The organism is Bradyrhizobium sp. GW821-FHT12B03 (genome assembly GCF_058807535.1).
The window spans coordinates 40490-64904 of sequence record NZ_JBXAQU010000001.1 but is presented as its reverse complement, the minus strand read 5'-3'; the positions used below and the strand labels follow the sequence as shown (position 1 = coordinate 64904).

The window sequence follows — 24415 nt, the reverse complement described above, 5'->3', positions numbered from 1 at the left end:
CGTCCCTCATGCGTAAAGGCCCGCGATCCGCGGGCCAATGACGCAGTTGTTACGCCGCCTCGCCTTCTTCCTTGGCAGGGGCGAGGATCTTCACCGAGCCGCCGGCCTTCTCGACCGCCTCGATCGCGGTCTTGGTGGCGCCGTGCACTTCGATGTTGAGCTTGGACTTGAGCTCGCCGCGGCCGAGCAGCCGCAGGCCGGCCTTGGCGCGGCGCAGCACGCCGCCCTTCACCAGGGCCTCGACATTCACGACGCTGCCGGTATCGATCTTCTTGGCATCGACCGCTTCCTGGAGCCGGTCGAGATTGATCTCGGCGAACTCGACGCGGAAGATGTTGTTGAAGCCGCGCTTGGGCAGACGGCGATGCATCGGCATCTGGCCGCCTTCGAAACCCTTGATGCGCACGCCCGAACGCGCGGTCTGGCCCTTGCCGCCGCGGCCGGACTGCTTGCCCTTGCCCGAACCGATGCCGCGGCCGACGCGCATACGCTTCTTGCGCGAGCCGGCGTTGTCGGCGATATCGCTGAGCTTCATCGCCCTTCTCCTTGTTTCTTGCGCATGATCTTCACCGAAAACGGGTGCCCGCTTTCGGGATCATGCGCCCTTGCTTACTTCTCGTCGACGATGCGGACGAGATGGTGAACCTTCTCGATCATGCCGCGCACGGCCGGGGTGTCCGGCAGTTCGCTGGTGCGGCCGATCTTGTTGAGCTTGAGCCCGATCAGCGTCGAACGCTGCGAGTGATGGCGGCGGATCGCGCTGCCGGTCTGCTCGAGCTTGATCGTCTTTGCGGCCTTGGCCATCGTGGTCTACTCCGAAAAGCTTCCGTTAGTCGGCAGCCGCCTCGGCATCACCGCCGATACGGCGGGACTGGAGGGTGGACACCTTGATGTTGCGGCGGGCTGCGACCGAACGCGGCGAATCCTGGTGCTTCAGCGCGTCGAAAGTCGCGCGCACCATGTTGTACGGGTTCGACGAGCCGATCGACTTCGCCACCACGTCCTGGACGCCGAGCGTCTCGAACACGGCGCGCATCGGACCGCCGGCTATGATGCCCGTACCGGCCGGAGCTGCACGCAGATAGACACGGCCCGCGCCATGACGGCCGGCGATGTCGTGATGGAGCGTACGGCCCTCGCGCAGCGAGACGCGGGTCAGGTTGCGCTTGGCCGATTCAGTGGCCTTGCGAATCGCCTCGGGCACTTCGCGCGCCTTGCCGTGACCGAAACCTGCGCGGCCCTTCTGGTCGCCGATCACGACCAGCGCAGCGAAACCGAAGCGCTTGCCGCCCTTGACGACCTTGGCCACGCGGTTGATGTGGACCAGCTTGTCGACGAACTCGCTGTCGCGCTCCTCGCGCTCCTTGCGGTCACGTCCGCCGCGTTGATCGCGTCCACCACGTTGTTCGCGTTCTGCCATTTTTCCAATCCTTCGGAGGCTTACGCCTCAATCCTCAAATTCTGTTAGAAGCTCAGCCCGCTCTCACGCGCCGCGTCGGCAAGAGCCTTGACGCGCCCGTGATAGAGGTAGCTGCCGCGATCGAACACGACTTCCTTGACACCCTTCTCGGCGGCGCGCTCGGCCAGCAGCTTGCCGACCGCCTTCGCCGCATCGATGTCGGCACCGGTCTTGCCGCCGTCGCGCATCGACTTCTCGAGCGAGGAGGCAGAGGCCAGCGTCTCGCCCTTCAGGTCATCGATGACCTGGGCGTAGATGTGCTTGGACGAGCGGAACACCGACAGGCGCGGACGGCCACCACCGGAGCGGCGCAGCTTCAGCCGCACACTCCGCTTGCGCCGGGCATTCGTAACCTTGGCTTTCGACATGACCGGCTCCGTTACTTCTTCTTGCCTTCCTTGCGGAAGATGAATTCGCCCACATACTTCACGCCCTTGCCCTTGTAGGGCTCCGGCGGACGATAGGAGCGAATTTCGGCCGCGACCTGGCCGACGCGCTGAATGTCGCTGCCCGCCACCGTGATCTCGGTCGGCTTCGGCACGGTGATCGTGATCCCTTCCGGGATCGCATAGACCACGTCGTGGCTGTAGCCGAGCGCGAGCTGCAGGTTCTTGCCCTGCATCGCGGCGCGGTAACCGACGCCGGTGATCTCGAGCTTCTTCTCGAAGCCCTTGGTGACGCCTTCGACCAGATTCGCGACCTGGGCGCGAGCGGTACCGTACAGAGCCCGCGCGCGATTGGTCTCGACCCGCGGGTTCACCTTGACCTGGCCGTTCTCGAGCTTCACCTCGACGTCGTCATGGACGACGAACTGAAGCTGGCCCTTCGGCCCCTTCATCTTGACGGTCTGCCCATCGACGGTCGCGGTCACACCGGACGGAACCGCAACAGGCCTTTTGCCAACTCGTGACATGGATCAAAAATCCTTCTCAGAACACCGTGAAGAGGACTTCACCGCCCACGTTCGCTTCGCGCGCACTGTGGTCGGCCATGATCCCCTTCGGCGTCGACAACACCGAAATACCGAGTCCGTTATTGACCCGCGGCAGAGCCTTCACCGAGGCGTAGACACGGCGCCCGGGCTTGGAGACTCGCTCGATCTCGCGGATGACGGGCTCGCCGTCGAAATACTTCAGCTCGATCTCGATCTCGCTGCGGCCCGAGGAATGCTCGACCGTGGCATAGCCGCGGATGTAGCCCTCGGACTTCAGCACCTCGAGCACGTTCTCGCGCATCTTCGAGCCAGGCGTGGAGACCTTGCTCTTGGAGCGCATCTGAGCGTTGCGGATGCGGGTGATCAGATCGCTGATTGGATCGTGCGTAGACATCTAAACGACCCTCCTTACCAGCTCGACTTCACGAGGCCCGGGACCATGCCCTTGGAGCCAAGGTCGCGCAGCGCGATACGGGACAGCTTGTTCTTGCGGTAGTTCGAGCGCGGACGGCCCGACAGCTCGCAACGCAGACGGATGCGGGTCGCCGACGAGTTGCGCGGCATTTCCGCAAGCTTCAGGGTGGCGGCGAACCGCTCCTCCATCGGCAGCGTCTTGTCGGCGATGATCGCCTTCAACCGCGCACGCTTCGGGGCGGCGTTCTTCGCCATCCGCTTGCGCCGGTTGTTCTTCTCGATTGAACTCTTCTTTGCCATGCTTGGCTCCTGGGTATCCGCGTTTGAGAGGCTTTAGCTCAGCGTCTCACTGCCGGAACGGGAAATTGAAAGCGGTCAACAAGGCCCTCGCCTCTTCGTCGGTCTTGGCCGTGGTGCAGACGGTGATGTCCATACCGCGGGCTTCCGTGACCTTGTCGAAGTCGATCTCGGGGAAAATGATGTGTTCCTTGATGCCGAGCGAGTAGTTGCCGCGGCCGTCAAAGCTCTTCGGGTTCAGGCCGCGGAAGTCGCGGACGCGCGGCAGCGCGACCGTCACCAGGCGATCGATGAACTCGTACATGCGGGCCTTGCGCAGCGTGACCTTGCAGCCGATCGGCTGGTTTTCACGCAGCTTGAAGGTCGCGATCGCGATACGCGAATAGGTCACGATCGCCTTCTGGCCGGCAATCTGGGTCAGCTCGGCAGCGGCGGTCTCGGCCTTCTTGCGGTCGTTGACGGAATCGCCAACGCCCATGTTCAGCACGACCTTGTCCAGGCGCGGAACCTGCATGACGTTCTCGTAACCGAACTTCTCGGTCATCGCCGTGCGGATCTTCGCATCGTATTCCGCGCGCAGGCGCGGCGTGTAAGCGGCCTCAGCCATCGATCTCAGCTCCCGAGCTCTTGGCGATGCGGACCTTCTTGCCGTCCGCCAGAATCTTGAATCCGACGCGGGTCGGCTTTCCGTCCTTGCCGACATACGCGATGTTGGACAGTTGGATCGGCGACTCCTTCGAGATGATGCCGCCCTCCTGGGCCTGCGTCTGCTTCTGGTGACGCTTGACCATGTTGATGCCGCGCACCAGCGCCGTGCCGGCGTCGGGGCGAACTTCGAACACTTCACCGGTGCGCCCCTTGTCGCGACCGGTCAGCACGACGACCTTGTCGCCCTTGCGGATCTTCGCAGCCATCACAGCACCTCCGGCGCGAGCGAGATGATCTTCATGTGGTTCTTGGCGCGCAGCTCGCGCGGCACGGGCCCGAAGATACGGGTGCCGACCGGCTCGGACTGGTTGTTGATCAGCACGGCGGCGTTGCGGTCGAAGCGGATGACCGAACCGTCGGCGCGGCGGATGTCCTTGCGGACGCGCACCACGACGGCCTTCATCACGTCGCCCTTCTTCACCTTGCCACGCGGAATCGCTTCCTTGATCGAGACGACGATGATGTCGCCGATCGTGGCGTAGCGGCGCTTGGAGCCCCCGAGCACCTTGATACACATGACACGGCGTGCGCCAGAATTGTCGGCCACGTCGAGGTTGGTCTGCATCTGAATCATTGATGCACCTCGTCCTCTTCTCTCTTGCGCCAGCCCAGCCGGCGCTCAACATTTCCCTGATGTCAGTCGGCTAAAGCCAACAGATCAGGCGCTTTTCTTGTGTTCGCCCCGGATCACGATCCAGCGCTTCAACTTCGAAATCGGCTTCGATTCCTCGATCCACACCATGTCGCCCGGCTTGAACTGGTTGTCCTCGTCGTGCGCGTGGTAGTTCTTCGAACGGCGGATCGTCTTCTTGTAGATCGGGTGGGTGAAGCGGCGATCGACGCGCACCACGACGGTCTTGGCAGTCTTGTCGCTGACGACCACGCCCTGCAAAGTACGTTTCGGCATATTCGTAAGCCCCTTACTTCTCTTTCGCGCGCTTCTGCGCGGCGACGGTCTTGATGCGGGCGATGTCACGGCGAGCCTCGCGCAGGCGCGAGGTGTTCTCGAGCTGCCCGGTGGCGCGCTGGAAGCGCAGATTGAAGCGCTCCTTCTTCAGGTTCAGGATGGCGTCATCCTGCTGATCAGGGCTCATCGCGCGGATGTCTTCGATCTTCATCTGGGCCATGGCCATTACTCCGCAATGCGCTCGACGAAGCGCGTCTTGATCGGCAGCTTGGCGGCCGCCAGGGTCAGCGCTTCACGCGCCGTCTGGGTGTTGACGCCGTCGATCTCGAACAGCACCCGGCCCGGCTTGACGCGCGCGACCCACAATTCCGGCGAACCCTTGCCGGAGCCCATGCGGACTTCGGCCGGCTTCTTCGACACCGGAACGTCGGGGAACACGCGGATCCAGACGCGGCCGGCGCGCTTCATGTGACGGGTCAGCGCGCGGCGGGCGGCTTCGATCTGGCGCGCAGTGACGCGCTCCGGCTCGGTCGCCTTCAGGCCGAACTGGCCGAACGCCAACGTCGCGCCCGAAGACGCAACGCCGTGGATGCGGCCCTTATGCGCCTTCCGGAACTTCGTTTTCTTAGGTTGCATCATGGCTTTAAGCCCTCAAATCCCTGTGCTGGCTCAGGCCGCAGCGCTGTCGCGGCGCCCACGGCCACCACGATCACCACCGCCGCTGGTCTCGCCTTCGGCCATTCTCTTGTCCTGGGCCATCGGATCGTGCTCGAGGATCTCGCCCTTGAAGATCCAGACCTTGACGCCGCAGGTGCCGAAGGTCGTGAACGCGGTCGCAACGCCGTAGTCGATGTCCGCGCGCAGCGTGTGCAGCGGCACGCGACCTTCGCGGTACCACTCCATACGCGCGATTTCCGCACCGCCCAGACGTCCCGAGCAGTTGATACGGATGCCTTCCGCGCCGAGACGCATCGCCGACTGCACGGCGCGCTTCATGGCGCGGCGGAACGCCACGCGGCGCTCCAGCTGCTGCGCGATCGACTCTGCCACCAGCGTCGCATCGAGCTCCGGCTTGCGGATCTCGACGATGTTGATGACGACGTCGGACGAGGTGATGTCCGCGACCCGCTTGCGCAGCTTGTCGATGTCGGCGCCCTTCTTGCCGATCACCACGCCCGGACGAGCCGAGTGGATGGTGACGCGGCACTTCTTGTGCGGACGCTCGATCACGATGCGGGCGACGGCCGCCTGCTTGAGCTCCTTGTGCAGGATCTCGCGGATCTTGACGTCCTCGTGCAGCAGCTTGCCGTATTCCTGCTTGCCGGCGAACCAGCGGGAATCCCAGGTACGGTTGATGCCGAGACGCAGACCGATCGGATTGATCTTTTGACCCATCGTGTTCTCCTGCGCCCTTAAGCGGCTGCTTCGGCTTCGACCTGACGAACGATGATCGTCAGCTGCGAAAATGGTTTGTAGACGCGGCCCGAACGGCCTCGGCCGCGGGCGGCAAAGCGCTTCATCACGAGGCCGTTGCCGACGAAAGCCTGCGCCACGACGAGATCATCGACGTCGAGGTCGTGGTTGTTCTCGGCATTGGCGATAGCCGATTCCAGGCACTTCTTCACGTCGACCGCGATCCGCTTGCGCGAAAACTGCAGGTCGGCGAGCGCAGCAGCCGCCTTCCGGCCGCGAATGAGCTGGGCGACCAGGTTGAGCTTCTGCGGGCTCACCCGCAGCATCCGGGCGACCGCCTTGGCCTCGTTCTCGGCGAGGCTCCGTTCGCGCTTAGGTTTGCTCATCGTTTAATCCTCAAGCCTTCTTGGCTTTCTTGTCGCCGGAGTGGCCATGGAAGGTCCGGGTCGGCGAGAACTCGCCGAACTTGTGACCGACCATTTCCTCGTTGACGGCCACCGGCACGTGCTTCTGACCGTTGTAGACGCCGAAGGTCAGGCCGACGAATTGCGGCAGGATCGTCGAGCGACGGCTCCAGATCTTGATGACGTCGTGACGGCCGGACGCGCGCGCGGCATCTGCCTTCTTGAGCAGAGAACCCTCGACGAACGGGCCTTTCCAGACTGAACGAACCATGTCCGGCGTTCCTTACTTCTTCCGCTTGTGGCGGCTTAGGAGAATGAATTTGTTGGTCGACTTGTTGGAGCGGGTCTTCTTGCCCTTGGTCGGCTTGCCCCACGGGGTGACCGGGTGACGGCCGCCCGAGGTACGACCTTCACCACCGCCGTGCGGATGGTCGATCGGGTTCATCGAGACACCGCGGTTATGCGGCTTGCGGCCCAGCCAACGGTTGCGGCCGGCCTTGCCGATCGACGTGTTCATGTGATCGGGGTTCGACACCGCGCCGATCGTGCCGCGGCAACGGCCGTGCACCAGACGCTGCTCACCCGAATTCAGGCGGATGATCACGTAGTCCTGGTCGCGACCGACGAGCTGGGCGTAGGTGCCCGCGGAACGGGCGAGCTGGCCGCCCTTCCCGATCTTGACCTCGATGTTGTGGATGATCGTACCGACCGGCATGTTGCCGAGCGGCATGACGTTGCCCGGCTTCACGTCGACATAGTTGCCGGCGACGATGGTGTCACCCACGGCCAGGCGCTGCGGCGCCAGAATATAGGCCTGGGTGCCGTCCTCATACTTCACCAGCGCGATGAACGCGGTGCGGTTCGGATCGTACTCCAGCCGCTCGACCGTCGCGGGCGCATCAACCTTGTCGCGCTTGAAGTCGACGATGCGCAGCGTCTGCTTGTGACCGCCGCCGCGGAAGCGCACGGTGATGCGACCGGTGTTGTTGCGACCGCCCGAGGAGTGCTTGCCCTCGGTGAGCGCCTTGACCGGCTTGCCCTTGTACAGGGCCGAACGATCGACCATGACCAGTTGGCGCTGGCCTGGCGTCGTGGGATTGAATGTCTTCAGTGCCATCGTCGTACGACCTTACAGACCGGTGGTGACGTCGATCCGGTGGCCCTCTTCGAGGGTCACGATCGCGCGCTTGGTGTTCGACTGCGAACCGAGATTGCCGCGGAAGACCTTGGTCTTGCCTTTACGGACCAGCGTGTTGACGCTCTTGACCTTGACGTCGAACAGCTTCTCGATCGCTTCCTTGATCTGCGGCTTGGTCGCCTTCGCAGCCACCTTGAACAGGACCTTGTTGTGCTCGGACGCCAGCGTCGCCTTTTCGGTGACGACCGGAGCGACGATCACGTCGTAGTGGCGAGGCTCAATGTTCTTCGTCATTTGAAGCGCGCCTCCAGCGCATCGATGGCGGCCTTGGTCAGAACGAGCTTCTGACGGCGCAGGATGTCATAGACGTTGATGCCCTGGATCGGCAGCACGTCCATGTTCGGAATGTTGCGGGCCGCAGCGGCAAAACCGTTGTTGAGCTCGGCGCCGTCGATGATCAGCGCGTTGGTGAGCCCCAGGCCCGAGAAGTGACCGAGCAGCGCCTTGGTCTTGGCGGCTTCCAGCGCGGCCTTGTCGATCACCAGCAGGTCGCCGTCCTTGGCCTTGGCCGACAGCGCATGCTTCAGCGCCAGCGCACGGACCTTCTTCGGCAGGTCGGTGGCGTGCGAACGCACCACCGGACCGAAGGCACGACCGCCGCCGCGGAACTGCGGCACGCGGGCCGAGCCGTGACGAGCACCGCCGGTGCCCTTCTGCTTGTACATCTTCTTGCCGGTGCGCCAGATCTCGGCGCGGCCCTTGGCCTTATGGGTGCCGGCCTGACGCTTGTTGAGCTGCCACTGCACGCAACGCGCAATGATGTCCTGGCGCGGCTCGAGGCCGAAAATGGCGTCGGAAAGCTGGACCGAGCCGGCTTCCTTACCTTCGAGGGTCGTGACCTTCAATTCCATCTCACGCCTCCTGCGCAGCCGGGGCGGCTTCCGCGTCGCCAGCAACCTTGAACTTGCCGGGCTTCGGAGCTTCCTTCGGCAGCGGCTTCTTGACGGCGTCGCGCACGCGGATCCAGCCGCCCTTGGAGCCGGGAACGGCGCCTTCGACGAGGATCAGGCCGCGCTCGACATCGAGCTGAACGACTCGCAGGTTGAGCGTGGTGATGCGGTCGACACCCATGTGGCCGGGCATCTTCTTGTTCTTCCAGGTCTTGCCGGGATCCTGACGGCCACCGGTCGAACCGATCGAGCGGTGCGAGATCGACACACCGTGCGTGGCGCGCAGACCGCCGAAGTTCCAGCGCTTCATGCCGCCGGCGAAGCCCTTACCGACCGAGGTGCCGGTGACGTCGACGAACTGGCCGACGACGAAGTGATCGGCCTGGATCTCGGCGCCGACCGGGATCATGGCATCCGCGGTGACGCGGAATTCCTCGACCCGGCGCTTCGGCTCGACCTTGGCGACCGCGAACTGGCCGCGCTCCGCCTTGGGCATGTAAACGGTCTTGCGGCTGCCAGAACCAAGCTGGAGCGCGACGTAACCGTTCTTCTCTTCGGTGCGGTGGCCTACGACCTGGCAATTGCCGAGCTTCAGCACGGTCACGGGGATATGTTCGCCGGCCTCCGTAAAGACCCGCGTCATCCCGACCTTTTGTGCGATCACTCCGGAGCGCATCGGCTTGCTTCCTGTTCTTTCTGTCCGCTTTGAGCGAACGGGATCCAAAAATCTTAGAGCTTGATCTCGACGTCGACACCGGCGGCCAGGTCGAGCTTCATCAAAGCATCGACGGTCTGCGGGGTCGGATCGACGATGTCGAGCAGACGCTTGTGGGTGCGCATCTCGAACTGTTCGCGGCTCTTCTTGTCGACGTGGGGCGAACGGTTGACGGTGAACTTCTCGATGCGGGTAGGCAGCGGAATGGGTCCGCGGACCTGCGCGCCGGTGCGCTTCGCCGTGTTCACGATCTCGCGGGTCGACGTATCGAGGATACGATGGTCGAACGCCTTGAGACGGATACGAATGTTTTGGCCGTTCATTGCCGTGCTTTCTCTAGTGAGTGGCGAGTAGCGAGTAGCGAATAGAACTCCCTATTCGCCACTCACCATTCCCTATTCGCTTGTTACTCGATGATCGAGGCGACGACGCCGGCGCCGACGGTGCGGCCACCTTCGCGGATCGCGAAGCGGAGCTTCTCTTCCATCGCGATCGGCACGATCAGGTGCACTTCCATCGCGATGTTGTCGCCCGGCATCACCATCTCGGTGCCTTCCGGCAGATGCACGACACCGGTCACGTCGGTGGTGCGGAAGTAGAACTGCGGACGGTAGTTGGTGAAGAACGGAGTGTGACGACCGCCCTCTTCCTTGGTGAGGATGTAAGCCTCGGCCTTGAACTTGGTGTGCGGCTTGACCGAACCCGGCTTGCACAGCACCTGGCCGCGCTCGACGTCCTCGCGCTTGGTGCCGCGAAGCAGCGCACCGATGTTGTCGCCGGCCTGGCCCTGATCGAGCAGCTTGCGGAACATTTCGACGCCGGTGACGGTGGTCTTCTGGGTCGCGCGCAGACCGACGATCTCGATTTCCTCGCCGACCTTGACGATGCCGCGCTCGACACGGCCGGTCACGACGGTGCCGCGGCCCGAGATCGAGAACACGTCTTCAACCGGCATCAGGAACGGCTGGTCGATCGGACGCTCCGGCTGCGGAATGTACTCGTCGACGTTCTTCATCAGTTCGAGGATGGCGTCGTGGCCGAGCTTCTTGTCGGAATCTTCGAGAGCGGCGAGCGCCGAGCCCTTGATGATCGGGATCTTGTCGCCCGGGAAGTCGTACTTCGAGAGCAGCTCGCGGACTTCGAGCTCGACGAGCTCGAGCAGCTCCGGATCGTCGACCATGTCGCACTTGTTGAGGAACACGACGAGCGCGGGCACGCCGACCTGGCGGGCGAGCAGGATGTGCTCGCGGGTCTGCGGCATCGGGCCGTCGGCGGCCGACACGACCAGGATCGCACCGTCCATCTGGGCGGCGCCGGTGATCATGTTCTTCACGTAGTCGGCGTGGCCGGGGCAGTCGACGTGGGCGTAGTGGCGGTTCGGCGTCTCGTACTCGACGTGCGCGGTCGAGATGGTGATGCCGCGCGCCTTCTCTTCCGGCGCCTTGTCGATCTGATCGTACGCGGTGAACGTCGCACCGCCGGCTTCGGCGAGAACCTTGGTGATCGCCGCGGTCAGCGACGTCTTGCCATGGTCGACGTGACCGATGGTGCCGATGTTGCAGTGCGGCTTGTTACGTTCAAACTTTGCTTTGGCCATTTGACTCTCCGTTCAATCGTCAGCTTGAGACCGACGACAATCAGGCAAACTTCTTTTGGACTTCTGCCGACACGTTGGCCGGCGCTTCTGCGTAGTGATCGAACTGCATGGTGAAGGTTGCGCGACCCTGGCTCATCGAGCGCAGGTTATTCACGTAACCGAACATGTTCATGAGCGGCACCATCGCGTTGATGACGTTGGCGTTGCCGCGCATGTCCTGACCCTGGATCTGACCGCGCCGGGAATTCAGGTCGCCGATGACCGAGCCGGTATAGTCTTCCGGGGTCACCACTTCGACCTTCATGATCGGCTCGAGCAGGACGGACTTGCCCTTCTGCAAGGCTTCGCGGAATGCCGCGCGCGATGCGATTTCGAAGGCGAGCGCCGACGAGTCGACGTCGTGGTACTTGCCGTCGACGAGCTGAACCTTCACGTCGACCACGGGGAAGCCCGCGACCACGCCAGAGCTCATCACGCTGTTGAGGCCCTTTTCCACGCCGGGGATGTATTCCTTCGGAACCGCACCGCCGACGATCTTGGACTCGAACTCGTAACCCTTGCCGGGCTCATTCGGCTCGACCACGATCGACACTTCCGCGAACTGACCGGTACCGCCGGTCTGCTTCTTGTGGGTGTACTTGACCTCGGCCTTCTTGGTGACGCGCTCACGGAACGCAACCTGCGGCGCGCCGATGTTGGCGTCGACCTTGTAGGTGCGCTTGAGGATGTCGACCTTGATGTCGAGATGGAGCTCGCCCATGCCCTTGAGGATGGTCTGGCCGGACTCCTGGTCGGTCGACACGCGGAAGGACGGATCCTCCGCAGCGAGCTTGGCCAGCGCCACGCCCAGCTTCTCCTGGTCGGCCTTGGACTTCGGCTCGATCGCGATCTCGATGACCGGCTCGGGGAATTCCATCTTCTCCAGGATCACCTGCTTGTCGGGATCGCACAGCGTGTCGCCGGTGCGCGCTTCCTTCAGGCCGGCCAGCGCGACGATGTCGCCGGCATAGGCTTCCTTGATGTCTTCGCGGTTGTTCGCATGCATCAGCAGCATGCGCCCGATGCGCTCCTTCTTCTCGCGGGTCGAGTTCACGACGCCGGTGCCGCTCTGCAGAACGCCGGAGTAGATGCGGCAGAAGGTGATGGTGCCGACGAACGGGTCGTCCATGATCTTGAACGCGAGCAGCGCGAGCGGCTCCTTGTCGTCGGCCTTGCGCACGACCTCGTTGCCGCGGTCGTCGGTGCCCTTGATCGCGGGCACGTCGATCGGCGACGGCAGATAGTCGACGACGGCGTCGAGCAGCGGCTGCACGCCCTTGTTCTTGAAGGCCGAACCGCACAGCACGGGATAGAACGCGCCGGTCAGCACCGCCTTGCGGATCAGGCGCTTCAGGGTCGCTTCGTCCGGCTCGTTGCCGTCGAGGAAGGCAGCCAGAGCATCGTCGTCGAGCTCGACGGCGGCTTCCACCATCTTCTCGCGGTATTCCTTGGCCTGCTCGACCATATCTTCCGGGATGTCGACATAGTCGAACTTCGCGCCGAGCGACTCGTCGTTCCAGATGATGCCCTGCATCTTCACGAGGTCGACGAGACCCTTGAAGTTGTTCTCGGCGCCGATCGGAAGCTGGATCGCGATCGGCTTGGCGCCGAGGCGGTCGACGATGTCGGCCAGACACTTGAAGAAGTCGGCGCCGGTCTTGTCCATCTTGTTGGCGAAGACGATGCGCGGAACCTTGTACTTGTCGCCCTGGCGCCAGACGGTCTCGGTCTGGGGCTCGACGCCCTGGTTCGAGTCGAGCACGCAGACGGCGCCGTCGAGCACGCGCAGCGAACGCTCGACTTCGATGGTGAAGTCGACGTGGCCGGGGGTGTCGATGATGTTCAGGCGCTTGCCGGCCCAGAAGGCGGTGGTCGCAGCCGAGGTGATCGTGATGCCACGCTCCTGCTCCTGCTCCATCCAGTCCATCGTCGCGGCACCTTCGTGCACTTCGCCGATCTTGTGGCTCTTGCCGGTGTAATAGAGGATGCGCTCGGTCGTCGTGGTCTTGCCGGCATCGATATGCGCCATGATACCGAAATTGCGGTAGTTCTCTATGGCATGAACGCGAGGCATGGGCTGTTCCTTAGATTCCGTGTGTCGCCGTTACCAGCGATAGTGCGAGAAGGCGCGGTTGGCTTCCGCCATCCGGTGCACGTCTTCGCGCTTCTTGACGGCGTTGCCGCGGTTGTTCGAGGCGTCCAGGAGCTCAGCCGAGAGCCGCTCGGTCATCGTCTTCTCGTTGCGCTCGCGCGCGGCCGAGATCAGCCAGCGGATGCCCAGCGCCTGACGGCGGGTCGAACGAACTTCGACCGGAACCTGGTAGGTCGCACCACCGACGCGACGGGAGCGCACTTCGATCGTCGGCATGACGTTCTCGAGCGCCTGCTCGAACACGCCGAGCGGGCTCTGCTTGGTCTTGGCTTCGATGATACCGAACGCACCGTAGACGATGCCTTCGGCGACCGACTTCTTGCCGGCGTACATCACCGAGTTCATGAACTTCGTGACGATGATGTTCCCGAACTTCGGATCCGGGAGAACTTCGCGCTTTTCCGCTGAATGGCGACGAGACATAGGACTGGTTCCCGCTTACTTCGGACGCTTGGCGCCGTACTTCGAACGACGCTGCTTACGGTTCTTGACGCCCTGGGTATCCAGAACGCCGCGGAGGATGTGGTAGCGCACGCCGGGCAAGTCCTTGACGCGGCCGCCGCGGATCATGACCACCGAGTGCTCCTGGAGGTTATGGCCCTCGCCGGGAATGTAGCCGATCACCTCGAAGCCGTTGGTCAGGCGCACCTTGGCAACCTTACGAAGCGCCGAGTTCGGCTTCTTCGGGGTCGTGGTGTAGACGCGGGTGCAAACACCACGCTTCTGCGGCGACTGCTGCAGCGCCGGCACCTTCTTGCGCGACTTCTGCACTTCACGCGGTTGAGCGATCAGCTGGTTGATCGTCGGCATCCTGGCCTTACCCTTTGTTCTGCCGCGGCCCCCTTCGGGTCCGCTGTCTTGCCGCGGCCCGTTGCCGGAACCGCAATTCGTTTCGAGCTACCCGCCCGACGGGGCCGCCTTCCGCGGAACAATCCGCACAAAGCGAAATTGCGCCAACCGCTCCATCAACGAGCGGAAAGCGCTTCGACGCCACAGAGGACCGCAGTAGTCGGACCGGTCAGCTTGTCGCCGCAGCCCGCGCACTGAGGTCATGCATCCGAGTTCGATCTCAAGAGAACGTGCTCAAGAGAACTAAAATCGCACTGGCATTGCCTAGCTATGATCGACAGCGTTTGAGCGGCATTCGTCGAGGTTGGTGCCTGCCAAACGACCTAAAAGGCCAGACAGGTGCTCCGTACCGACGTTGGCGATGCTCACCGCCTGTCGTTAAGTGAGGCGCTTTCTATAAGTGGGAATCGATCAAGTCAAGGCGAAACGACAGTCAGAAAGCGCTTCTCGCGCCTATGGAATTCGCCTGTTTGCCGCCCTCACCGCGCTTCCACCATGTGGGAACGAAGTGTCCGTTCCGCTAGCCCTAGACCTAATTATATCCGGGTGAAATATACTTTTATAACCCCCGCTAAGGCTTTTTTTCCTGTTGATGCGTCAAACTGCCGCCTTCGGCGGAGATTAGCGCCATGCGGTACACCGACATTGCCATTATCGGCGGGGGATTGTCCGGCTCGACCGCCGCCGCAATGCTCGGCCGCGCCGGCATTTCGACGGTGCTGATCGATCCGCATGAGAGCTATCCGGCGGACTTTCGAGTCGAAAAACTCAGCGGCCACGTCCAGGTCGAGCGATTCTTGAAGACCGGAATCGCAGAATCAGTGCTGCGCCGCGCGACCTTTGCCGGCGAGAACTGGATCGCCCGCTTCGGCCGCCTGCTCGACAAGGCACCGAGCCGGCAGTTCAACATTCTCTACGATTCCCTGGTCAATGCCGTCCGCGACGAAATCCCCGCGGCCGTCGAGCGTATCTGCGCCAAGGCGATCGCGGTCGAGACGAGCCCCGAGCGGCAGAGAATCACGCTCTCCAGCGACGAAACAGTCTCGGCCCGCCTGGTGGTGCTCGCCAACGGCCTGAATGTCGGCCTGCGCCATCAGCTCGGCATCGCGCGAAGGGTCGTCAGCACCTGCCATTCGATCTCGATCGGGTTCGACGTGGTGCCGGCCGGGCGAAATTCGTTCGACTTCCCGGCGCTGACCTATTTCTCGGAGCGGCCGAGCGACCGCATCCCCTACATCACGCTGTTTCCGATCGGCACGCGGATGCGCGCCAATCTGTTCGTCTATCGCGGCTTCGACGATCCCTGGCTGCGCGAGCTGCGCCGCGCTCCAGCTGAGACGCTGGATGCCGCGCTGCCGCGTCTCAAACGCATCACCGGCGCCTTCGACATCCCCGGCGAGATGAAGGTCCGTCCGGTCGATCTCTACGTGAACGACCCCCGCGGCCAGCCCGGAATCGTGCTGGTCGGCGACGCGTTCGCAACCTCCTGCCCCGCCGCCGGCACCGGCTGCGACAAGGTCTTCACCGACGTCGAACGGCTCTGCAACGTCTACATCCCGCAGTGGCTTTCCTCCGACGGGATGAATGCGGCCAAGATCGCAGGCTTCTACGCTGATCCGGTCAAGCAGGCCTGCGACGCGTGGTCCGCAGCCAAGGCGTTCGACTTCCGCTCAGTCTCGATCGCGACGAGCCCCTACTGGACGGCGCAGCGCTGGGCGCGCTTCATCGCCTGGTCGGCCCAAGGCTTGTTGCGACCGCTTGGTGGCACCTTCCATCTGGAGCCGAACTTCCTCGGTCACTCCTCCTCGTCGTCCTCGTCCTCGTCATCCTCGAGATCTTCTTCATCCTCGCTGTCGTCGTCGGCCTGAGCCACAGCGCCATGCGGCTGGTGGATCTGGTCGTTCCAGAGCTTGCGGTAGGTGCCGTTTTTGGCGAGCAGCTCCGCGTGCGACCCGCGCTCGATCGCCCTGCCCCCTGAAATCACGATGATCTCGTCCATCTCGACCACCGAGGTCAGGCGGTGGGTCGACCAGATCATGGTGCGGCCCTTGGCGACCTTCAGCAGCGTCCGGTTGATCGCGGCCTCCGTGGTCTGGTCCAGCGCCGAGGTGGCTTCGTCCAGCAGCAGCACCGACGGGTTGCGGATGATCGCGCGCGCGATCGCGATGCGCTGGCGCTGGCCGCCCGACAAGGTATCGCCGCGCTCACCAACCGGCGTGTCGTAGCGTTGCGGCAGGCTCATGATGTAGCGATGGATCTCGGCCTTCTTGGCCGCCTCCTCCACCTCCACATCGGTCGCCCCCTCCTTGCCGAGCCGGATGTTCTCGCGGATCGACATGTTGAACAGCATGTTCTCCTGAAACACCACCGCCATGCTCCGGCGCAGCGAATCCAGCGTCACCTTGCGGACGTCGACACCGTCGATGGTGACGCGGCCCTCGTCGGGCACGTAGAGCCGCAGGATCAGGTTGAGCAGCGTGCTCTTGCCGGAGCCCGAGGGGCCGACGATGGCGATGCGCTTACCGACATCGAGCTTGAGGCTGAGATTGTCGAGCACCGGCGTCTGGCTGCCCTCGTACTGGAAGGTGACGCGATCGAAGGTGATGTCGTGGGTGATGCGCGGCAGATCGGGCGCGCCGGTCCGATCGGCCCCGCGCGTCGGCTCGTCGAGCAGTTCCTGGATGTGCCGGATCGCGGCGGCCGAGGAGATCGACACCGGGATGAAATGCATCACATGGGCGATGTTGTAGGAGACCTCCCAGAACGCGCTCTCGAAGGTGACGAAGGTCCCGATGGTGATCTGGCCCTTGGTCGCCAGATACGCACCGATCGCGAGCACCACGAGATGCAGGAGCAGCACCGAGATGGTGACCGTCCGCTCCACCATGGTCGACAGGAACGTGGCTGAGGCGATCCTGTTGCGGGTCTCGTCGTTGCGGAAGGTGAAGAAGCCGAACATCTTGCGTTGCAGGCTGAACGCCTTGATCACGGCCTGCGCCGCCACGTTCTCCTGCACCATGCCGAGCAGCGTGGATTCGTTGAGCTTCTGCTCGTAGTTGGCCTGCACCGCCTTCGGCGTCAGCATGCGCGGACCGATCAGCGTGATCGGAAACACCAGGAGCGCAACCACCGCGAGCTGCCAGTTCAGGAACACCATCAGGATGATGCCCGCGATCAACTCGAGGAACGGCAGCGCCGCGCTATTGGCGAAGGTCTTGACGGCGCCCTCAAAGGCCGCAAGGTCGACGGAAAAACGCGACAGGATCTCGCCGCGCTTGGTGCGACCGAAATAGGCCGCCGGCAGATCCTGGACGTGCTCGAACAGGTGCTTGCGGACGTCGGAGATGATGCAGGCGGCCAACCGTGCGTCCCAGCGCTCGTACCAGACCGCAACGATCGAGGTGAAGATGCCGGCGACCGCGAGCACGCCGAGGATCTTGTACAGCGCCTGAAAATCCTCCTCACCGAGCGCGTCGTCGATCAGGAACTTGAGGCTGAGCGGCATGATGACGTTGAACAGCGTCTCGACGAAGACGCCGAACGCCACGAACGACAGCATCCGCTTGTAGTTGGCCAGATAGGGCTTGACGAAACCCACGATGGTCGCGAGCGCGCCGGCGGCCTCGCGCGCGGTAAAGACGACGAGATCCTCGTCCTCATCGTCGTCATCGAGCTCCAGCTCGTCATCCTCCTCGCCTTCGTCGTCCTCGTCGTCTTCGAGGTCCGGCTTGGCGGCGGGGGTAAGCTTGTCGAGCTCGGCCGCCTCTTCCGCGGCGAGCTTCTGTTTGTCGGGAGGGGGAGGCTTGGACGCCATGAAACCAACGAATGCTGACGGCCGGCATGACCGCAGAGAAAGCAGGGAATAGCGGCAACCGCTATTGCCCTGATTCTATGCGATCAGAATGAATTCGGCAAAGCAATTGGCGAATCCGGTCCGGTCCCTGCGGCTACTCGTCGTCCTCGTCTTCGACCTTGTCGAAGAAGGAATAGCGCAGACTGTCGGCGTCGGCGTACCACTGGCTCGGGCCCTTGTTGGCGGCGAGCGTCGCTTCCCAGAGCGCATCGGTGCAGTCCTTGCGGTGCATCGACAGATCGAAGCCATTGCCGAAGAACAGTTCGGACCATTCCCACCAGGTGCCGAGTTTTTTGACCCCGCGCAAGAGGTCGTAGCGGTCGATCACGGCCGAGGCCATGTCCGAGGTGATCGAGCCGAACACGACGCCGGTCTTGACCACGCGATTGAGCTCGCGGATCGCGCGGACCACCTGCTTCGGGGAAACGTGGCAGAGGCTGGTCTCGAACACGAAGTCGAAGGTGCCGTCCTTGAACGGCATGTCGGTGATCGAGCCGAGCTTGTTGTACTTCTTCAGTGCCTTCGGCGTTTTGGCATGGATGGCGCGGTTGTTCTCGATGCCGTAGGCATCGATGCCGCGGTCGCGCAGCGCGCCGACCAATTCGCCGCTGGCCGAGCCCGCGACCAAGAGCTTGGCGCCCTTGGGCTTGCTCCAGACGATGCCGATCAGCTTGCTGAGATAGTCGGGATCGGTGAAGTGACGCCATGCCTCGCGATAGGGGCCGAGGCCGCGATAATTCTCGAAATAATCGCGATCGATCTTGTCGGAGAGCGGTTTGTCGTCCTGCGCACGTTCGCGGCGCAGGCGCATCATCTCGGTGAGGATGATGTCGGTCGCAGCGTCCGAGGAATCGAGCAGGCCGTTCAGCGTCGAATCGAACAGATAGTCGCCGACCACGACGATGCCGGGATGCTCCTTCGGCTCGGGCCGGTGGTTGGTCATGACGTCGCGCACGGGCAGACCGCCGGGAATCGCGTTTACCGACGACAGCCAGCGGTGAATCTTGCCTTCCATGAAATGCGCGCGCGCATCACCGAGGGAAGCCGGCAGCGATTTCAGCGCAGCGGCGATCAGCTCCTGGTCCGACAGATTGGCGAAGGCAAGCGCGTCGGAGCCGGGAATGAGCCAGTTCAACACGCCGTGCTTGCCGACGTCGTGGCGCGCGCCCTCGTTGTAGACGCAGCAGCCGCCGAAGGCTTCCGACATGAACCAGGCGCCGGCAATCTTGTCGCCCCAGAACGGCGTATCGAACAGGATCGAGACGCGCAGGTAATGCGCGGGACGATCGAAATACGACACGTGCTTGACCATCGACTTGCGCAACTGCTCGCCTTCCCAGCCGACCGTGGCGAGCCAGGAATGCGGCAGGCAGACCAGCACGAGATCGAAGTCACGCGTCTCCGGTCCCTTGCCGTTCATCATCTTGAGCTGGTAGCGGCCGGTCGGCGCCTTGCCGACGGTGAGCACGCGGTGATTGAGCTGGATGTCGGCATTGACCTCCGACTGGAGGCACTCGATCAGCTGCTCGTTGCCGTTCTGGATCGAATAGAGGCCGATATAGCCGTCGACGTCCATCAGGTAGTTCTTGAGTGCGTTGAGGCCGTTGGTGTTGTGGCTCTCGGTCGCGATGTCGGAACGCGCCATCACCTTGAAGAAGCGCTTTGCGGTCTCGTCCTCGACCTCCTCGTCGAGCACCTGCTCGGCGGTCTTGTAGGCCCAGGGATTCTCGTTGTCGTGCGCGCCGACGCCTTCGTAATACTCCACCGGCGACATCACCTCGGCGCAGTGCGCGCGGAACGCCTCGATCGCGGCCGCGGTCTTCGCACCATATTTGCGGCGCATGCCTGCGACGTCGTTGAGCAGTTCGCCGCCGAACTGCACCTGCTCGGCATCCATCGGAATCGTCTGGAGCCCGAAATGCTGGATCAGCTCGCGCAGCGGATCCGGCCCCGTCATCGAGTAGTCGTAGATCTCGGCAACGCCGGCTTCGTACATCGCGGGCGCGGAATCGAATTTGCGGGTGACGATCTTGCCACCGAGTCGGTCGGACGCCTCATAGATGGTGACGCGGCAGAGGTCGCCGAGCTTACGCTTCAGATACCAGGCGCTCATCAGCCCGCCGGGGCCGCCGCCTACGATTGCGAGATCAAGCATATGAGTTCCGTGGTCTCCGGCCCTGCCCCCGTCACGGGACCACCGGTCTAAACTCTCCTAGCAAAAGCGCTTTTACGCCTGAAGGAAAGATGAACAAAGGTTGATCCCGCATCGCAGCAAGCAAAGAAAGCAGCAAAAAGGCCGGCTTTCGCCGGCCTTTTCATTGTCCTCGGTATTCCTACGGATGAACGATCATTCCGCAGGCGGCAGCGCGGGAAGCTCCGCTTCCGGCGCCGGCGACACGACGGCCGCCTGCTTCTCGCGCTCGTCGAGGATCAGCTTGTCGCGCTTCATGGCGACTTCGCGGATCTTGGCCATCGAGGCGCCGGTGCCCGCCGGGATCAGCCGGCCGACGATGACGTTCTCCTTGAGGCCTTCGAGCGGATCGACCTTGCCGTTGACCGCCGCTTCCGTGAGGACGCGGGTGGTCTCCTGGAACGAGGCCGCCGAGAAGAAGGAGCGGGTCTGGAGGCTCGCCTTGGTGATGCCGAGCAGAACCGGCGTTCCCGTGGCGATCTTCTTGCCCTCTTCCTTGGCCTTCTCGTTCAGCGCGTCGAACTCGATCTTGTCGACCTGCTCGCCGGAGATCATGTCCGTGTCGCCCTGGTCGGTGACTTCCACCTTCTGGAGCATCTGACGGACAATCACCTCGATGTGCTTGTCGTTGATGAGCACGCCCTGGAGCCGGTAGACCTCCTGGATCTCGTTGACCAGATAGGCCGCGAGTTCCTCGATGCCCTTGACCGCCAGAATGTCGTGCGGCGCCGGGTTGCCTTCCACGATGAAGTCGCCCTTTTCGACAACGTCGCCGTCCTGAAGGTGGATGTGCTTGCCCTTCGGGATCAGGTACTCGCGCGGCTCGTCGGTCTTGTCCATCGGCTCGATCGAGATGCGACGCTTGTTCTTGTAGTCGCGCCCGAACCGGATGGTGCCCGCGATTTCGGCGATGATCGCCGCATCCTTCGGGCGCCGCGCCTCGAACAGTTCCGCCACCCGCGGCAGACCGCCGGTGATGTCACGCGTCTTGGCGCTTTCAGTCGAGACACGGGCGAGAATGTCGCCCGGATTGACCTTGGCTCCGACGTCGACCGAGAGAATGGCGTCGACCGACAGCATGTAGCGGGCATCGCCGCCACGGGCGAGCTTGAGCACCTTGCCGTCCTTGCCCTTGACCACGATGGCCGGACGCAGGTCCGAGCCGCCGCGGGTCGAGCGCCAGTCGATGACCACGCGCTTGGCGATACCGGTGGCCTCGTCGAGCGTTTCCGAGATCGACTGCCCTTCGACCAGATCCTCGAAGCCGATGGTACCTTCGACTTCGGTGAGCAGCGGACGGGTGTAGGGATCCCACTCGACGATGCGCTGGCCACGCTTGACCATGTCGCCTTCGTCGACGTGCAGGCGCGATCCGTACTGGACGCGGTGCGTCGCACGCTCGGTGCCGTCGGCATCGACGATCGCCACCACCATGTTGCGCACCATCGCGATCAGGTGACCTTCGCTGTTGCGGGCGATGGCCTTGTTCCGGATCACGATCTTGCCGTCGAAGTTGGCTTCGACGAAGGACTGCTCGTTGAGCTGCGCCGCACCACCGATGTGGAAGGTACGCATGGTGAGCTGGGTGCCCGGCTCACCGATCGACTGCGCCGCGATGACGCCGACGGCTTCACCGTGGTTGACCGGCGTGCCGCGAGCGAGGTCGCGGCCGTAGCACTTGCCGCAGATGCCGTTGACGAGCTCGCAGGTCAGCGCCGAGCGGATCTTCACCTCCTGCACGCCACCCTGCTGGATGGCGTCCAGATGGCTCTCTTCCATCAGCGTATCGCGCTTGATGATCACCTTGCCGGAGCTGTCACGGATGTCTTCGCAGGCCGTGCGTCCGAGGATGCGCGAGCCGAGCGAAGCAACCACGGTGCCGGCATCGACGATGGCGCGCATCTTGATGCCGAGCTTGGTGCCGCAGTCGCTCTGCGTGATGATGCAGTCCTGCGCGACGTCGACGAGACGACGGGTCAGGTAGCCCGAGTTCGCGGTCTTCAACGCGGTGTCCGCGAGGCCCTTGCGGGCGCCGTGGGTCGAGTTGAAGTACTCGAGCACCGAGAGGCCTTCCTTGAAGTTCGAGATGATCGGCGTCTCGATGATCTCACCCGACGGCTTGGCCATCAGGCCGCGCATGCCGGCGAGCTGGCGCATCTGGGCCGGCGAACCGCGGGCACCGGAGTGGGCCATCATGTAGATCGAGTTGATGTCGGCATCGGCCCCGCTCGCCGTCTTCTTGGTCGAGGAGATCTCCTTCATCATCGCCTTGGCGATTTCTTCCGTGGCCTTCGACCAGGCGTCGACGACCTTGTTGTACTTCTCGCCATGGGTGATCAGACCGTCGTTGTACTGCTGCTCGAAATCCTTCGCCAGCGTACGGGTGGTGTCGACGATCTTCCATTTGCCGTGCGGCACGACCATGTCGTCCTTGCCGAACGAGATGCCTGCCTTGAACGCGTTGTAGAAACCGAGTGCCATGATGCGGTCGCAGAAGATCACCGTCTCCTTCTGACCGCAGTGACGGTAGACTTGGTCGATGACGCCCGAGATTTCGCGCTTGGTCATCAGCTTGTTGATGATCTCGTACGAAATCCGCGGGTTCTTCGGCAGCAGATTGCCGAGCATGACGCGGCCGGCGGTGGTCTCGATCCAGCGCGTCGAGACCTTGCCGGTCTCATCCATGCCCTGCCACCGGTACTTGATCTTGGTGTGGAGGTGGATGACCTTCGCGTGCAGCGCGTGCTCGAGCTCGGCCATGTCGCCGAAGATCTTGCCCTCGCCGGGCAGACCTTCGCGCATGATCGAGACGTAGTAGAGGCCGAGCACGATGTCCTGCGACGGCACGATGATCGGCTGGCCGTTCGCCGGATGCAGGATGTTGTTGGTCGACATCATCAGGACGCGCGCTTCCAGCTGCGCTTCGAGCGACAGCGGAACGTGCACCGCCATCTGGTCGCCGTCGAAGTCGGCGTTGAACGCCGAGCAGACCAGCGGGTGAAGCTGGATCGCCTTGCCCTCGATCAGCACCGGCTCGAACGCCTGGATGCCCAGGCGATGCAGCGTCGGCGCGCGGTTGAGCAGCACCGGATGCTCGCGGATGACCTCGTCCAGGATGTCCCAGACCTCGGGCCGCTCCTTCTCGACCAGCTTCTTGGCCTGCTTCACCGTGGTGGACAGGCCCTTGGCGTCAAGCCGCGAATAGATGAACGGCTTGAACAGCTCGAGCGCCATCTTCTTCGGCAGGCCGCACTGATGCAGGCGCAGCTCGGGACCGACCACGATCACCGAACGGCCCGAATAGTCGACGCGCTTGCCGAGCAGGTTCTGGCGGAAGCGACCCTGCTTGCCCTTGAGCATGTCGGCGAGCGACTTCAGCGGGCGCTTGTTGGCGCCCGTGATGACGCGGCCGCGGCGGCCGTTGTCGAACAGAGCATCGACCGCTTCCTGAAGCATGCGCTTCTCGTTGCGGATGATGATGTCGGGCGCGCGCAGCTCCATCAGCCGCTTCAAGCGGTTGTTGCGGTTGATGACGCGGCGGTAGAGGTCGTTGAGATCAGAGGTCGCGAAGCGGCCGCCGTCCAGCGGCACCAGCGGACGCAGATCCGGCGGAATCACCGGGACCACGGTCATGATCATCCATTCCGGCTTGTTGCCGGAGTGGCGGAACGCCTCGACGATCTTCAGGCGCTTGGCGAGCTTCTTGTGCTTGATGTCGGAGTCGGTCTCCTGCATCTCGATGCGCAAGGAGGCCTCGAGCTTCTCGAGGTCCATGCCCTTGAGCAGCTCGCGGATCGCTTCGGCGCCGATCATGGCGGTGAAGGAATCCTGGCCGTACTCGTCCTGCGCCTTCAGATACTCGTCTTCCGACAGCAGCTGACGGTCCTTCAGCGCGGTGAGGCCCGGCTCGAGCACGACGTAGTATTCGAAGTAGAGGATCCGCTCGAGATCCTTCAGCGTCATGTCGAGCAGGAGGCCGATGCGCGAAGGCAGCGACTTCAGGAACCAGATGTGGGCGACGGGGGCTGCAAGCTCGATATGGCCCATGCGCTCGCGCCGGACGCGCGACAGCGTGACCTCGACCGAGCACTTCTCGCAGATGATGCCCTTGTACTTCATGCGCTTGTACTTGCCGCACAAGCACTCGTAGTCCTTGATCGGCCCGAAGATGCGGGCGCAGAACAGGCCGTCGCGCTCGGGCTTGAAGGTGCGGTAGTTGATGGTCTCCGGCTTCTTGATCTCGCCGTAGGACCAGGACAGAATCTTCTCTGGAGACGCGATCGAGATCCGGATCTGGTCGAAGACCTGAGCCGGAGTCGTCGGATTGAAGAGATTCATAATTTCTTGGTTCATCGTCTTCTCCTCGCGCGCCGGTCGCCTCCGGCGGCAAATTCG

29 protein-coding genes are annotated in these 24415 nt (G+C 63.3%); 1 reads left to right on the top strand and 28 read right to left on the bottom strand.

Annotation, left to right across the window (positions count from 1 at the left end; translation table 11 throughout):
• Window positions 1-49 precede the first annotated feature (49 nt).
• The 25 genes from rplO to rpsL all read right to left on the bottom strand — a co-directional run bounded on the left by rplO (window position 50) and on the right by rpsL (window position 13937).
• Window positions 50-535, bottom strand: coding sequence for a 50S ribosomal protein L15 (gene rplO / locus AC1RUR_RS00340; RefSeq protein ID WP_492840211.1), 486 nt, complete (start codon window positions 533-535; stop codon window positions 50-52).
• 74 nt (window positions 536-609) lie between these two features.
• Window positions 610-804, bottom strand: a complete 195-nt coding sequence (rpmD, locus tag AC1RUR_RS00335) for a 50S ribosomal protein L30 (protein WP_011088137.1) — start codon at window positions 802-804, stop codon at window positions 610-612.
• Window positions 805-829: 25 nt separating this feature from the next.
• Complete coding sequence (gene rpsE, locus AC1RUR_RS00330) at window positions 830-1420, bottom strand: 30S ribosomal protein S5 (protein WP_492840209.1); 591 nt, start codon at window positions 1418-1420, stop codon at window positions 830-832.
• Window positions 1421-1464: 44 nt separating this feature from the next.
• Window positions 1465-1827 carry a 50S ribosomal protein L18 gene (rplR, locus tag AC1RUR_RS00325; protein WP_007603036.1) on the bottom strand — a complete coding sequence of 121 codons (363 nt, stop codon included), beginning with the start codon at window positions 1825-1827 and terminating at the stop codon, window positions 1465-1467.
• An 11-nt stretch (window positions 1828-1838) separates the two neighbouring features.
• Window positions 1839-2372: a 50S ribosomal protein L6 gene (gene rplF, locus AC1RUR_RS00320; protein WP_492840206.1), complete on the bottom strand. Its 534-nt coding sequence runs from the start codon at window positions 2370-2372 to the stop codon at window positions 1839-1841.
• 16 nt (window positions 2373-2388) lie between these two features.
• Entirely contained in the window at window positions 2389-2787 is a 399-nt protein-coding gene (gene rpsH, locus AC1RUR_RS00315; RefSeq protein ID WP_492840204.1) for a 30S ribosomal protein S8, read from the bottom strand.
• 14 nt (window positions 2788-2801) lie between these two features.
• Window positions 2802-3107, bottom strand: coding sequence for a 30S ribosomal protein S14 (gene rpsN / locus AC1RUR_RS00310; RefSeq protein ID WP_492825178.1), 306 nt, complete (start codon window positions 3105-3107; stop codon window positions 2802-2804).
• Between the two features lie 46 nt (window positions 3108-3153).
• On the bottom strand, window positions 3154-3711 hold the full coding sequence (gene rplE, locus AC1RUR_RS00305) for a 50S ribosomal protein L5 (protein WP_011088141.1): 558 nt from the start codon (window positions 3709-3711) through the stop codon (window positions 3154-3156).
• Window positions 3704-4018, bottom strand: a complete 315-nt coding sequence (rplX, locus tag AC1RUR_RS00300; protein WP_007603031.1) for a 50S ribosomal protein L24 — start codon at window positions 4016-4018, stop codon at window positions 3704-3706. Before rplX ends, rplE begins: the two co-directional genes overlap by 8 nt.
• On the bottom strand, window positions 4018-4386 hold the full coding sequence (gene rplN / locus AC1RUR_RS00295; RefSeq protein WP_007603030.1) for a 50S ribosomal protein L14: 369 nt from the start codon (window positions 4384-4386) through the stop codon (window positions 4018-4020). Before rplN ends, rplX begins: the two co-directional genes overlap by 1 nt.
• Before the next feature lie 84 nt (window positions 4387-4470).
• Window positions 4471-4719 (bottom strand): 30S ribosomal protein S17, encoded by a 249-nt coding sequence (rpsQ, locus tag AC1RUR_RS00290; protein WP_071912842.1) that lies wholly within the window; start codon window positions 4717-4719, stop codon window positions 4471-4473.
• A gap of 13 nt (window positions 4720-4732) precedes the next feature.
• Window positions 4733-4939, bottom strand: coding sequence for a 50S ribosomal protein L29 (rpmC, locus tag AC1RUR_RS00285; protein ID WP_008136348.1), 207 nt, complete (start codon window positions 4937-4939; stop codon window positions 4733-4735).
• Window positions 4940-4944: 5 nt separating this feature from the next.
• The gene (gene rplP, locus AC1RUR_RS00280) at window positions 4945-5358 is read right to left on the bottom strand and encodes a 50S ribosomal protein L16 (protein ID WP_008136349.1); all 414 of its coding nucleotides are present in this window, start codon (window positions 5356-5358) and stop codon (window positions 4945-4947) included.
• Window positions 5359-5388: 30 nt separating this feature from the next.
• Window positions 5389-6114 (bottom strand): 30S ribosomal protein S3, encoded by a 726-nt coding sequence (rpsC, locus tag AC1RUR_RS00275; RefSeq protein WP_492840201.1) that lies wholly within the window; start codon window positions 6112-6114, stop codon window positions 5389-5391.
• Between the two features lie 17 nt (window positions 6115-6131).
• Window positions 6132-6518, bottom strand: coding sequence for a 50S ribosomal protein L22 (gene rplV, locus AC1RUR_RS00270; protein WP_008136353.1), 387 nt, complete (start codon window positions 6516-6518; stop codon window positions 6132-6134).
• Window positions 6519-6528: 10 nt separating this feature from the next.
• A complete protein-coding gene (rpsS, locus tag AC1RUR_RS00265; RefSeq protein ID WP_008136357.1) occupies window positions 6529-6807 on the bottom strand; it encodes a 30S ribosomal protein S19 in 279 nt (92 codons plus the stop codon).
• Between the two features lie 12 nt (window positions 6808-6819).
• A complete protein-coding gene (gene rplB, locus AC1RUR_RS00260) occupies window positions 6820-7653 on the bottom strand; it encodes a 50S ribosomal protein L2 (protein WP_492840199.1) in 834 nt (277 codons plus the stop codon).
• A gap of 12 nt (window positions 7654-7665) precedes the next feature.
• Window positions 7666-7968, bottom strand: a complete 303-nt coding sequence (locus tag AC1RUR_RS00255; protein ID WP_011088149.1) for a 50S ribosomal protein L23 — start codon at window positions 7966-7968, stop codon at window positions 7666-7668.
• Window positions 7965-8585, bottom strand: a complete 621-nt coding sequence (gene rplD / locus AC1RUR_RS00250) for a 50S ribosomal protein L4 (RefSeq protein ID WP_011088150.1) — start codon at window positions 8583-8585, stop codon at window positions 7965-7967. Before rplD ends, AC1RUR_RS00255 begins: the two co-directional genes overlap by 4 nt.
• A 1-nt stretch (window position 8586) precedes the next feature.
• On the bottom strand, window positions 8587-9300 hold the full coding sequence (gene rplC / locus AC1RUR_RS00245) for a 50S ribosomal protein L3 (RefSeq protein ID WP_492840196.1): 714 nt from the start codon (window positions 9298-9300) through the stop codon (window positions 8587-8589).
• A 53-nt stretch (window positions 9301-9353) separates the two neighbouring features.
• Window positions 9354-9662 carry a 30S ribosomal protein S10 gene (gene rpsJ / locus AC1RUR_RS00240; protein WP_002712302.1) on the bottom strand — a complete coding sequence of 103 codons (309 nt, stop codon included), beginning with the start codon at window positions 9660-9662 and terminating at the stop codon, window positions 9354-9356.
• An 83-nt stretch (window positions 9663-9745) separates the two neighbouring features.
• A complete protein-coding gene (gene tuf / locus AC1RUR_RS00235) occupies window positions 9746-10936 on the bottom strand; it encodes an elongation factor Tu (protein ID WP_008136415.1) in 1191 nt (396 codons plus the stop codon).
• 40 nt (window positions 10937-10976) lie between these two features.
• The gene (gene fusA / locus AC1RUR_RS00230; protein WP_027549195.1) at window positions 10977-13049 is read right to left on the bottom strand and encodes an elongation factor G; all 2073 of its coding nucleotides are present in this window, start codon (window positions 13047-13049) and stop codon (window positions 10977-10979) included.
• A 30-nt stretch (window positions 13050-13079) separates the two neighbouring features.
• On the bottom strand, window positions 13080-13550 hold the full coding sequence (gene rpsG / locus AC1RUR_RS00225) for a 30S ribosomal protein S7 (protein WP_028152987.1): 471 nt from the start codon (window positions 13548-13550) through the stop codon (window positions 13080-13082).
• 15 nt (window positions 13551-13565) lie between these two features.
• Window positions 13566-13937 carry a 30S ribosomal protein S12 gene (gene rpsL / locus AC1RUR_RS00220; RefSeq protein WP_007603006.1) on the bottom strand — a complete coding sequence of 124 codons (372 nt, stop codon included), beginning with the start codon at window positions 13935-13937 and terminating at the stop codon, window positions 13566-13568.
• A gap of 668 nt (window positions 13938-14605) precedes the next feature.
• Between rpsL and AC1RUR_RS00215 the strand changes: the two genes are divergently transcribed.
• A complete protein-coding gene (locus AC1RUR_RS00215) occupies window positions 14606-15844 on the top strand; it encodes an FAD-dependent oxidoreductase (RefSeq protein ID WP_492840193.1) in 1239 nt (412 codons plus the stop codon).
• Here the strand turns inward: AC1RUR_RS00215 and AC1RUR_RS00210 are convergent.
• The 3 genes from AC1RUR_RS00210 to rpoC all read right to left on the bottom strand — a co-directional run bounded on the left by AC1RUR_RS00210 (window position 15772) and on the right by rpoC (window position 24373).
• Entirely contained in the window at window positions 15772-17790 is a 2019-nt protein-coding gene (locus tag AC1RUR_RS00210; protein WP_492840191.1) for an ABC transporter ATP-binding protein, read from the bottom strand. The genes AC1RUR_RS00215 and AC1RUR_RS00210 overlap by 73 nt on opposite strands.
• A 133-nt stretch (window positions 17791-17923) precedes the next feature.
• Complete coding sequence (locus AC1RUR_RS00205; RefSeq protein WP_492840189.1) at window positions 17924-19984, bottom strand: FAD-dependent oxidoreductase; 2061 nt, start codon at window positions 19982-19984, stop codon at window positions 17924-17926.
• A 192-nt stretch (window positions 19985-20176) separates the two neighbouring features.
• On the bottom strand, window positions 20177-24373 hold the full coding sequence (rpoC, locus tag AC1RUR_RS00200; RefSeq protein WP_492840187.1) for a DNA-directed RNA polymerase subunit beta': 4197 nt from the start codon (window positions 24371-24373) through the stop codon (window positions 20177-20179).
• Between the last annotated feature and the right edge of the window lie 42 nt (window positions 24374-24415).

Coding starts and splice junctions, on each gene's coding strand:
- rplO (WP_492840211.1), bottom strand. CDS start 535: ATGAAGCTCAGCGATATCGCCGACAACGCCGGCTCGCGCAAGAAGCGT.
- rpmD (WP_011088137.1), bottom strand. CDS start 804: ATGGCCAAGGCCGCAAAGACGATCAAGCTCGAGCAGACCGGCAGCGCG.
- rpsE (WP_492840209.1), bottom strand. CDS start 1,420: ATGGCAGAACGCGAACAACGTGGTGGACGCGATCAACGCGGCGGACGT.
- rplR (WP_007603036.1), bottom strand. CDS start 1,827: ATGTCGAAAGCCAAGGTTACGAATGCCCGGCGCAAGCGGAGTGTGCGG.
- rplF (WP_492840206.1), bottom strand. CDS start 2,372: ATGTCACGAGTTGGCAAAAGGCCTGTTGCGGTTCCGTCCGGTGTGACC.
- rpsH (WP_492840204.1), bottom strand. CDS start 2,787: ATGTCTACGCACGATCCAATCAGCGATCTGATCACCCGCATCCGCAAC.
- rpsN (WP_492825178.1), bottom strand. CDS start 3,107: ATGGCAAAGAAGAGTTCAATCGAGAAGAACAACCGGCGCAAGCGGATG.
- rplE (WP_011088141.1), bottom strand. CDS start 3,711: ATGGCTGAGGCCGCTTACACGCCGCGCCTGCGCGCGGAATACGATGCG.
- rplX (WP_007603031.1), bottom strand. CDS start 4,018: ATGGCTGCGAAGATCCGCAAGGGCGACAAGGTCGTCGTGCTGACCGGT.
- rplN (WP_007603030.1), bottom strand. CDS start 4,386: ATGATTCAGATGCAGACCAACCTCGACGTGGCCGACAATTCTGGCGCA.
- rpsQ (WP_071912842.1), bottom strand. CDS start 4,719: ATGCCGAAACGTACTTTGCAGGGCGTGGTCGTCAGCGACAAGACTGCC.
- rpmC (WP_008136348.1), bottom strand. CDS start 4,939: ATGGCCCAGATGAAGATCGAAGACATCCGCGCGATGAGCCCTGATCAG.
- rplP (WP_008136349.1), bottom strand. CDS start 5,358: ATGATGCAACCTAAGAAAACGAAGTTCCGGAAGGCGCATAAGGGCCGC.
- rpsC (WP_492840201.1), bottom strand. CDS start 6,114: ATGGGTCAAAAGATCAATCCGATCGGTCTGCGTCTCGGCATCAACCGT.
- rplV (WP_008136353.1), bottom strand. CDS start 6,518: ATGAGCAAACCTAAGCGCGAACGGAGCCTCGCCGAGAACGAGGCCAAG.
- rpsS (WP_008136357.1), bottom strand. CDS start 6,807: ATGGTTCGTTCAGTCTGGAAAGGCCCGTTCGTCGAGGGTTCTCTGCTC.
- rplB (WP_492840199.1), bottom strand. CDS start 7,653: ATGGCACTGAAGACATTCAATCCCACGACGCCAGGCCAGCGCCAACTG.
- AC1RUR_RS00255 (WP_011088149.1), bottom strand. CDS start 7,968: ATGACGAAGAACATTGAGCCTCGCCACTACGACGTGATCGTCGCTCCG.
- rplD (WP_011088150.1), bottom strand. CDS start 8,585: ATGGAATTGAAGGTCACGACCCTCGAAGGTAAGGAAGCCGGCTCGGTC.
- rplC (WP_492840196.1), bottom strand. CDS start 9,300: ATGCGCTCCGGAGTGATCGCACAAAAGGTCGGGATGACGCGGGTCTTT.
- rpsJ (WP_002712302.1), bottom strand. CDS start 9,662: ATGAACGGCCAAAACATTCGTATCCGTCTCAAGGCGTTCGACCATCGT.
- tuf (WP_008136415.1), bottom strand. CDS start 10,936: ATGGCCAAAGCAAAGTTTGAACGTAACAAGCCGCACTGCAACATCGGC.
- fusA (WP_027549195.1), bottom strand. CDS start 13,049: ATGCCTCGCGTTCATGCCATAGAGAACTACCGCAATTTCGGTATCATG.
- rpsG (WP_028152987.1), bottom strand. CDS start 13,550: ATGTCTCGTCGCCATTCAGCGGAAAAGCGCGAAGTTCTCCCGGATCCG.
- rpsL (WP_007603006.1), bottom strand. CDS start 13,937: ATGCCGACGATCAACCAGCTGATCGCTCAACCGCGTGAAGTGCAGAAG.
- AC1RUR_RS00215 (WP_492840193.1), top strand. CDS start 14,606: ATGCGGTACACCGACATTGCCATTATCGGCGGGGGATTGTCCGGCTCG.
- AC1RUR_RS00210 (WP_492840191.1), bottom strand. CDS start 17,790: ATGGCGTCCAAGCCTCCCCCTCCCGACAAACAGAAGCTCGCCGCGGAA.
- AC1RUR_RS00205 (WP_492840189.1), bottom strand. CDS start 19,984: ATGCTTGATCTCGCAATCGTAGGCGGCGGCCCCGGCGGGCTGATGAGC.
- rpoC (WP_492840187.1), bottom strand. CDS start 24,373: ATGAACCAAGAAATTATGAATCTCTTCAATCCGACGACTCCGGCTCAG.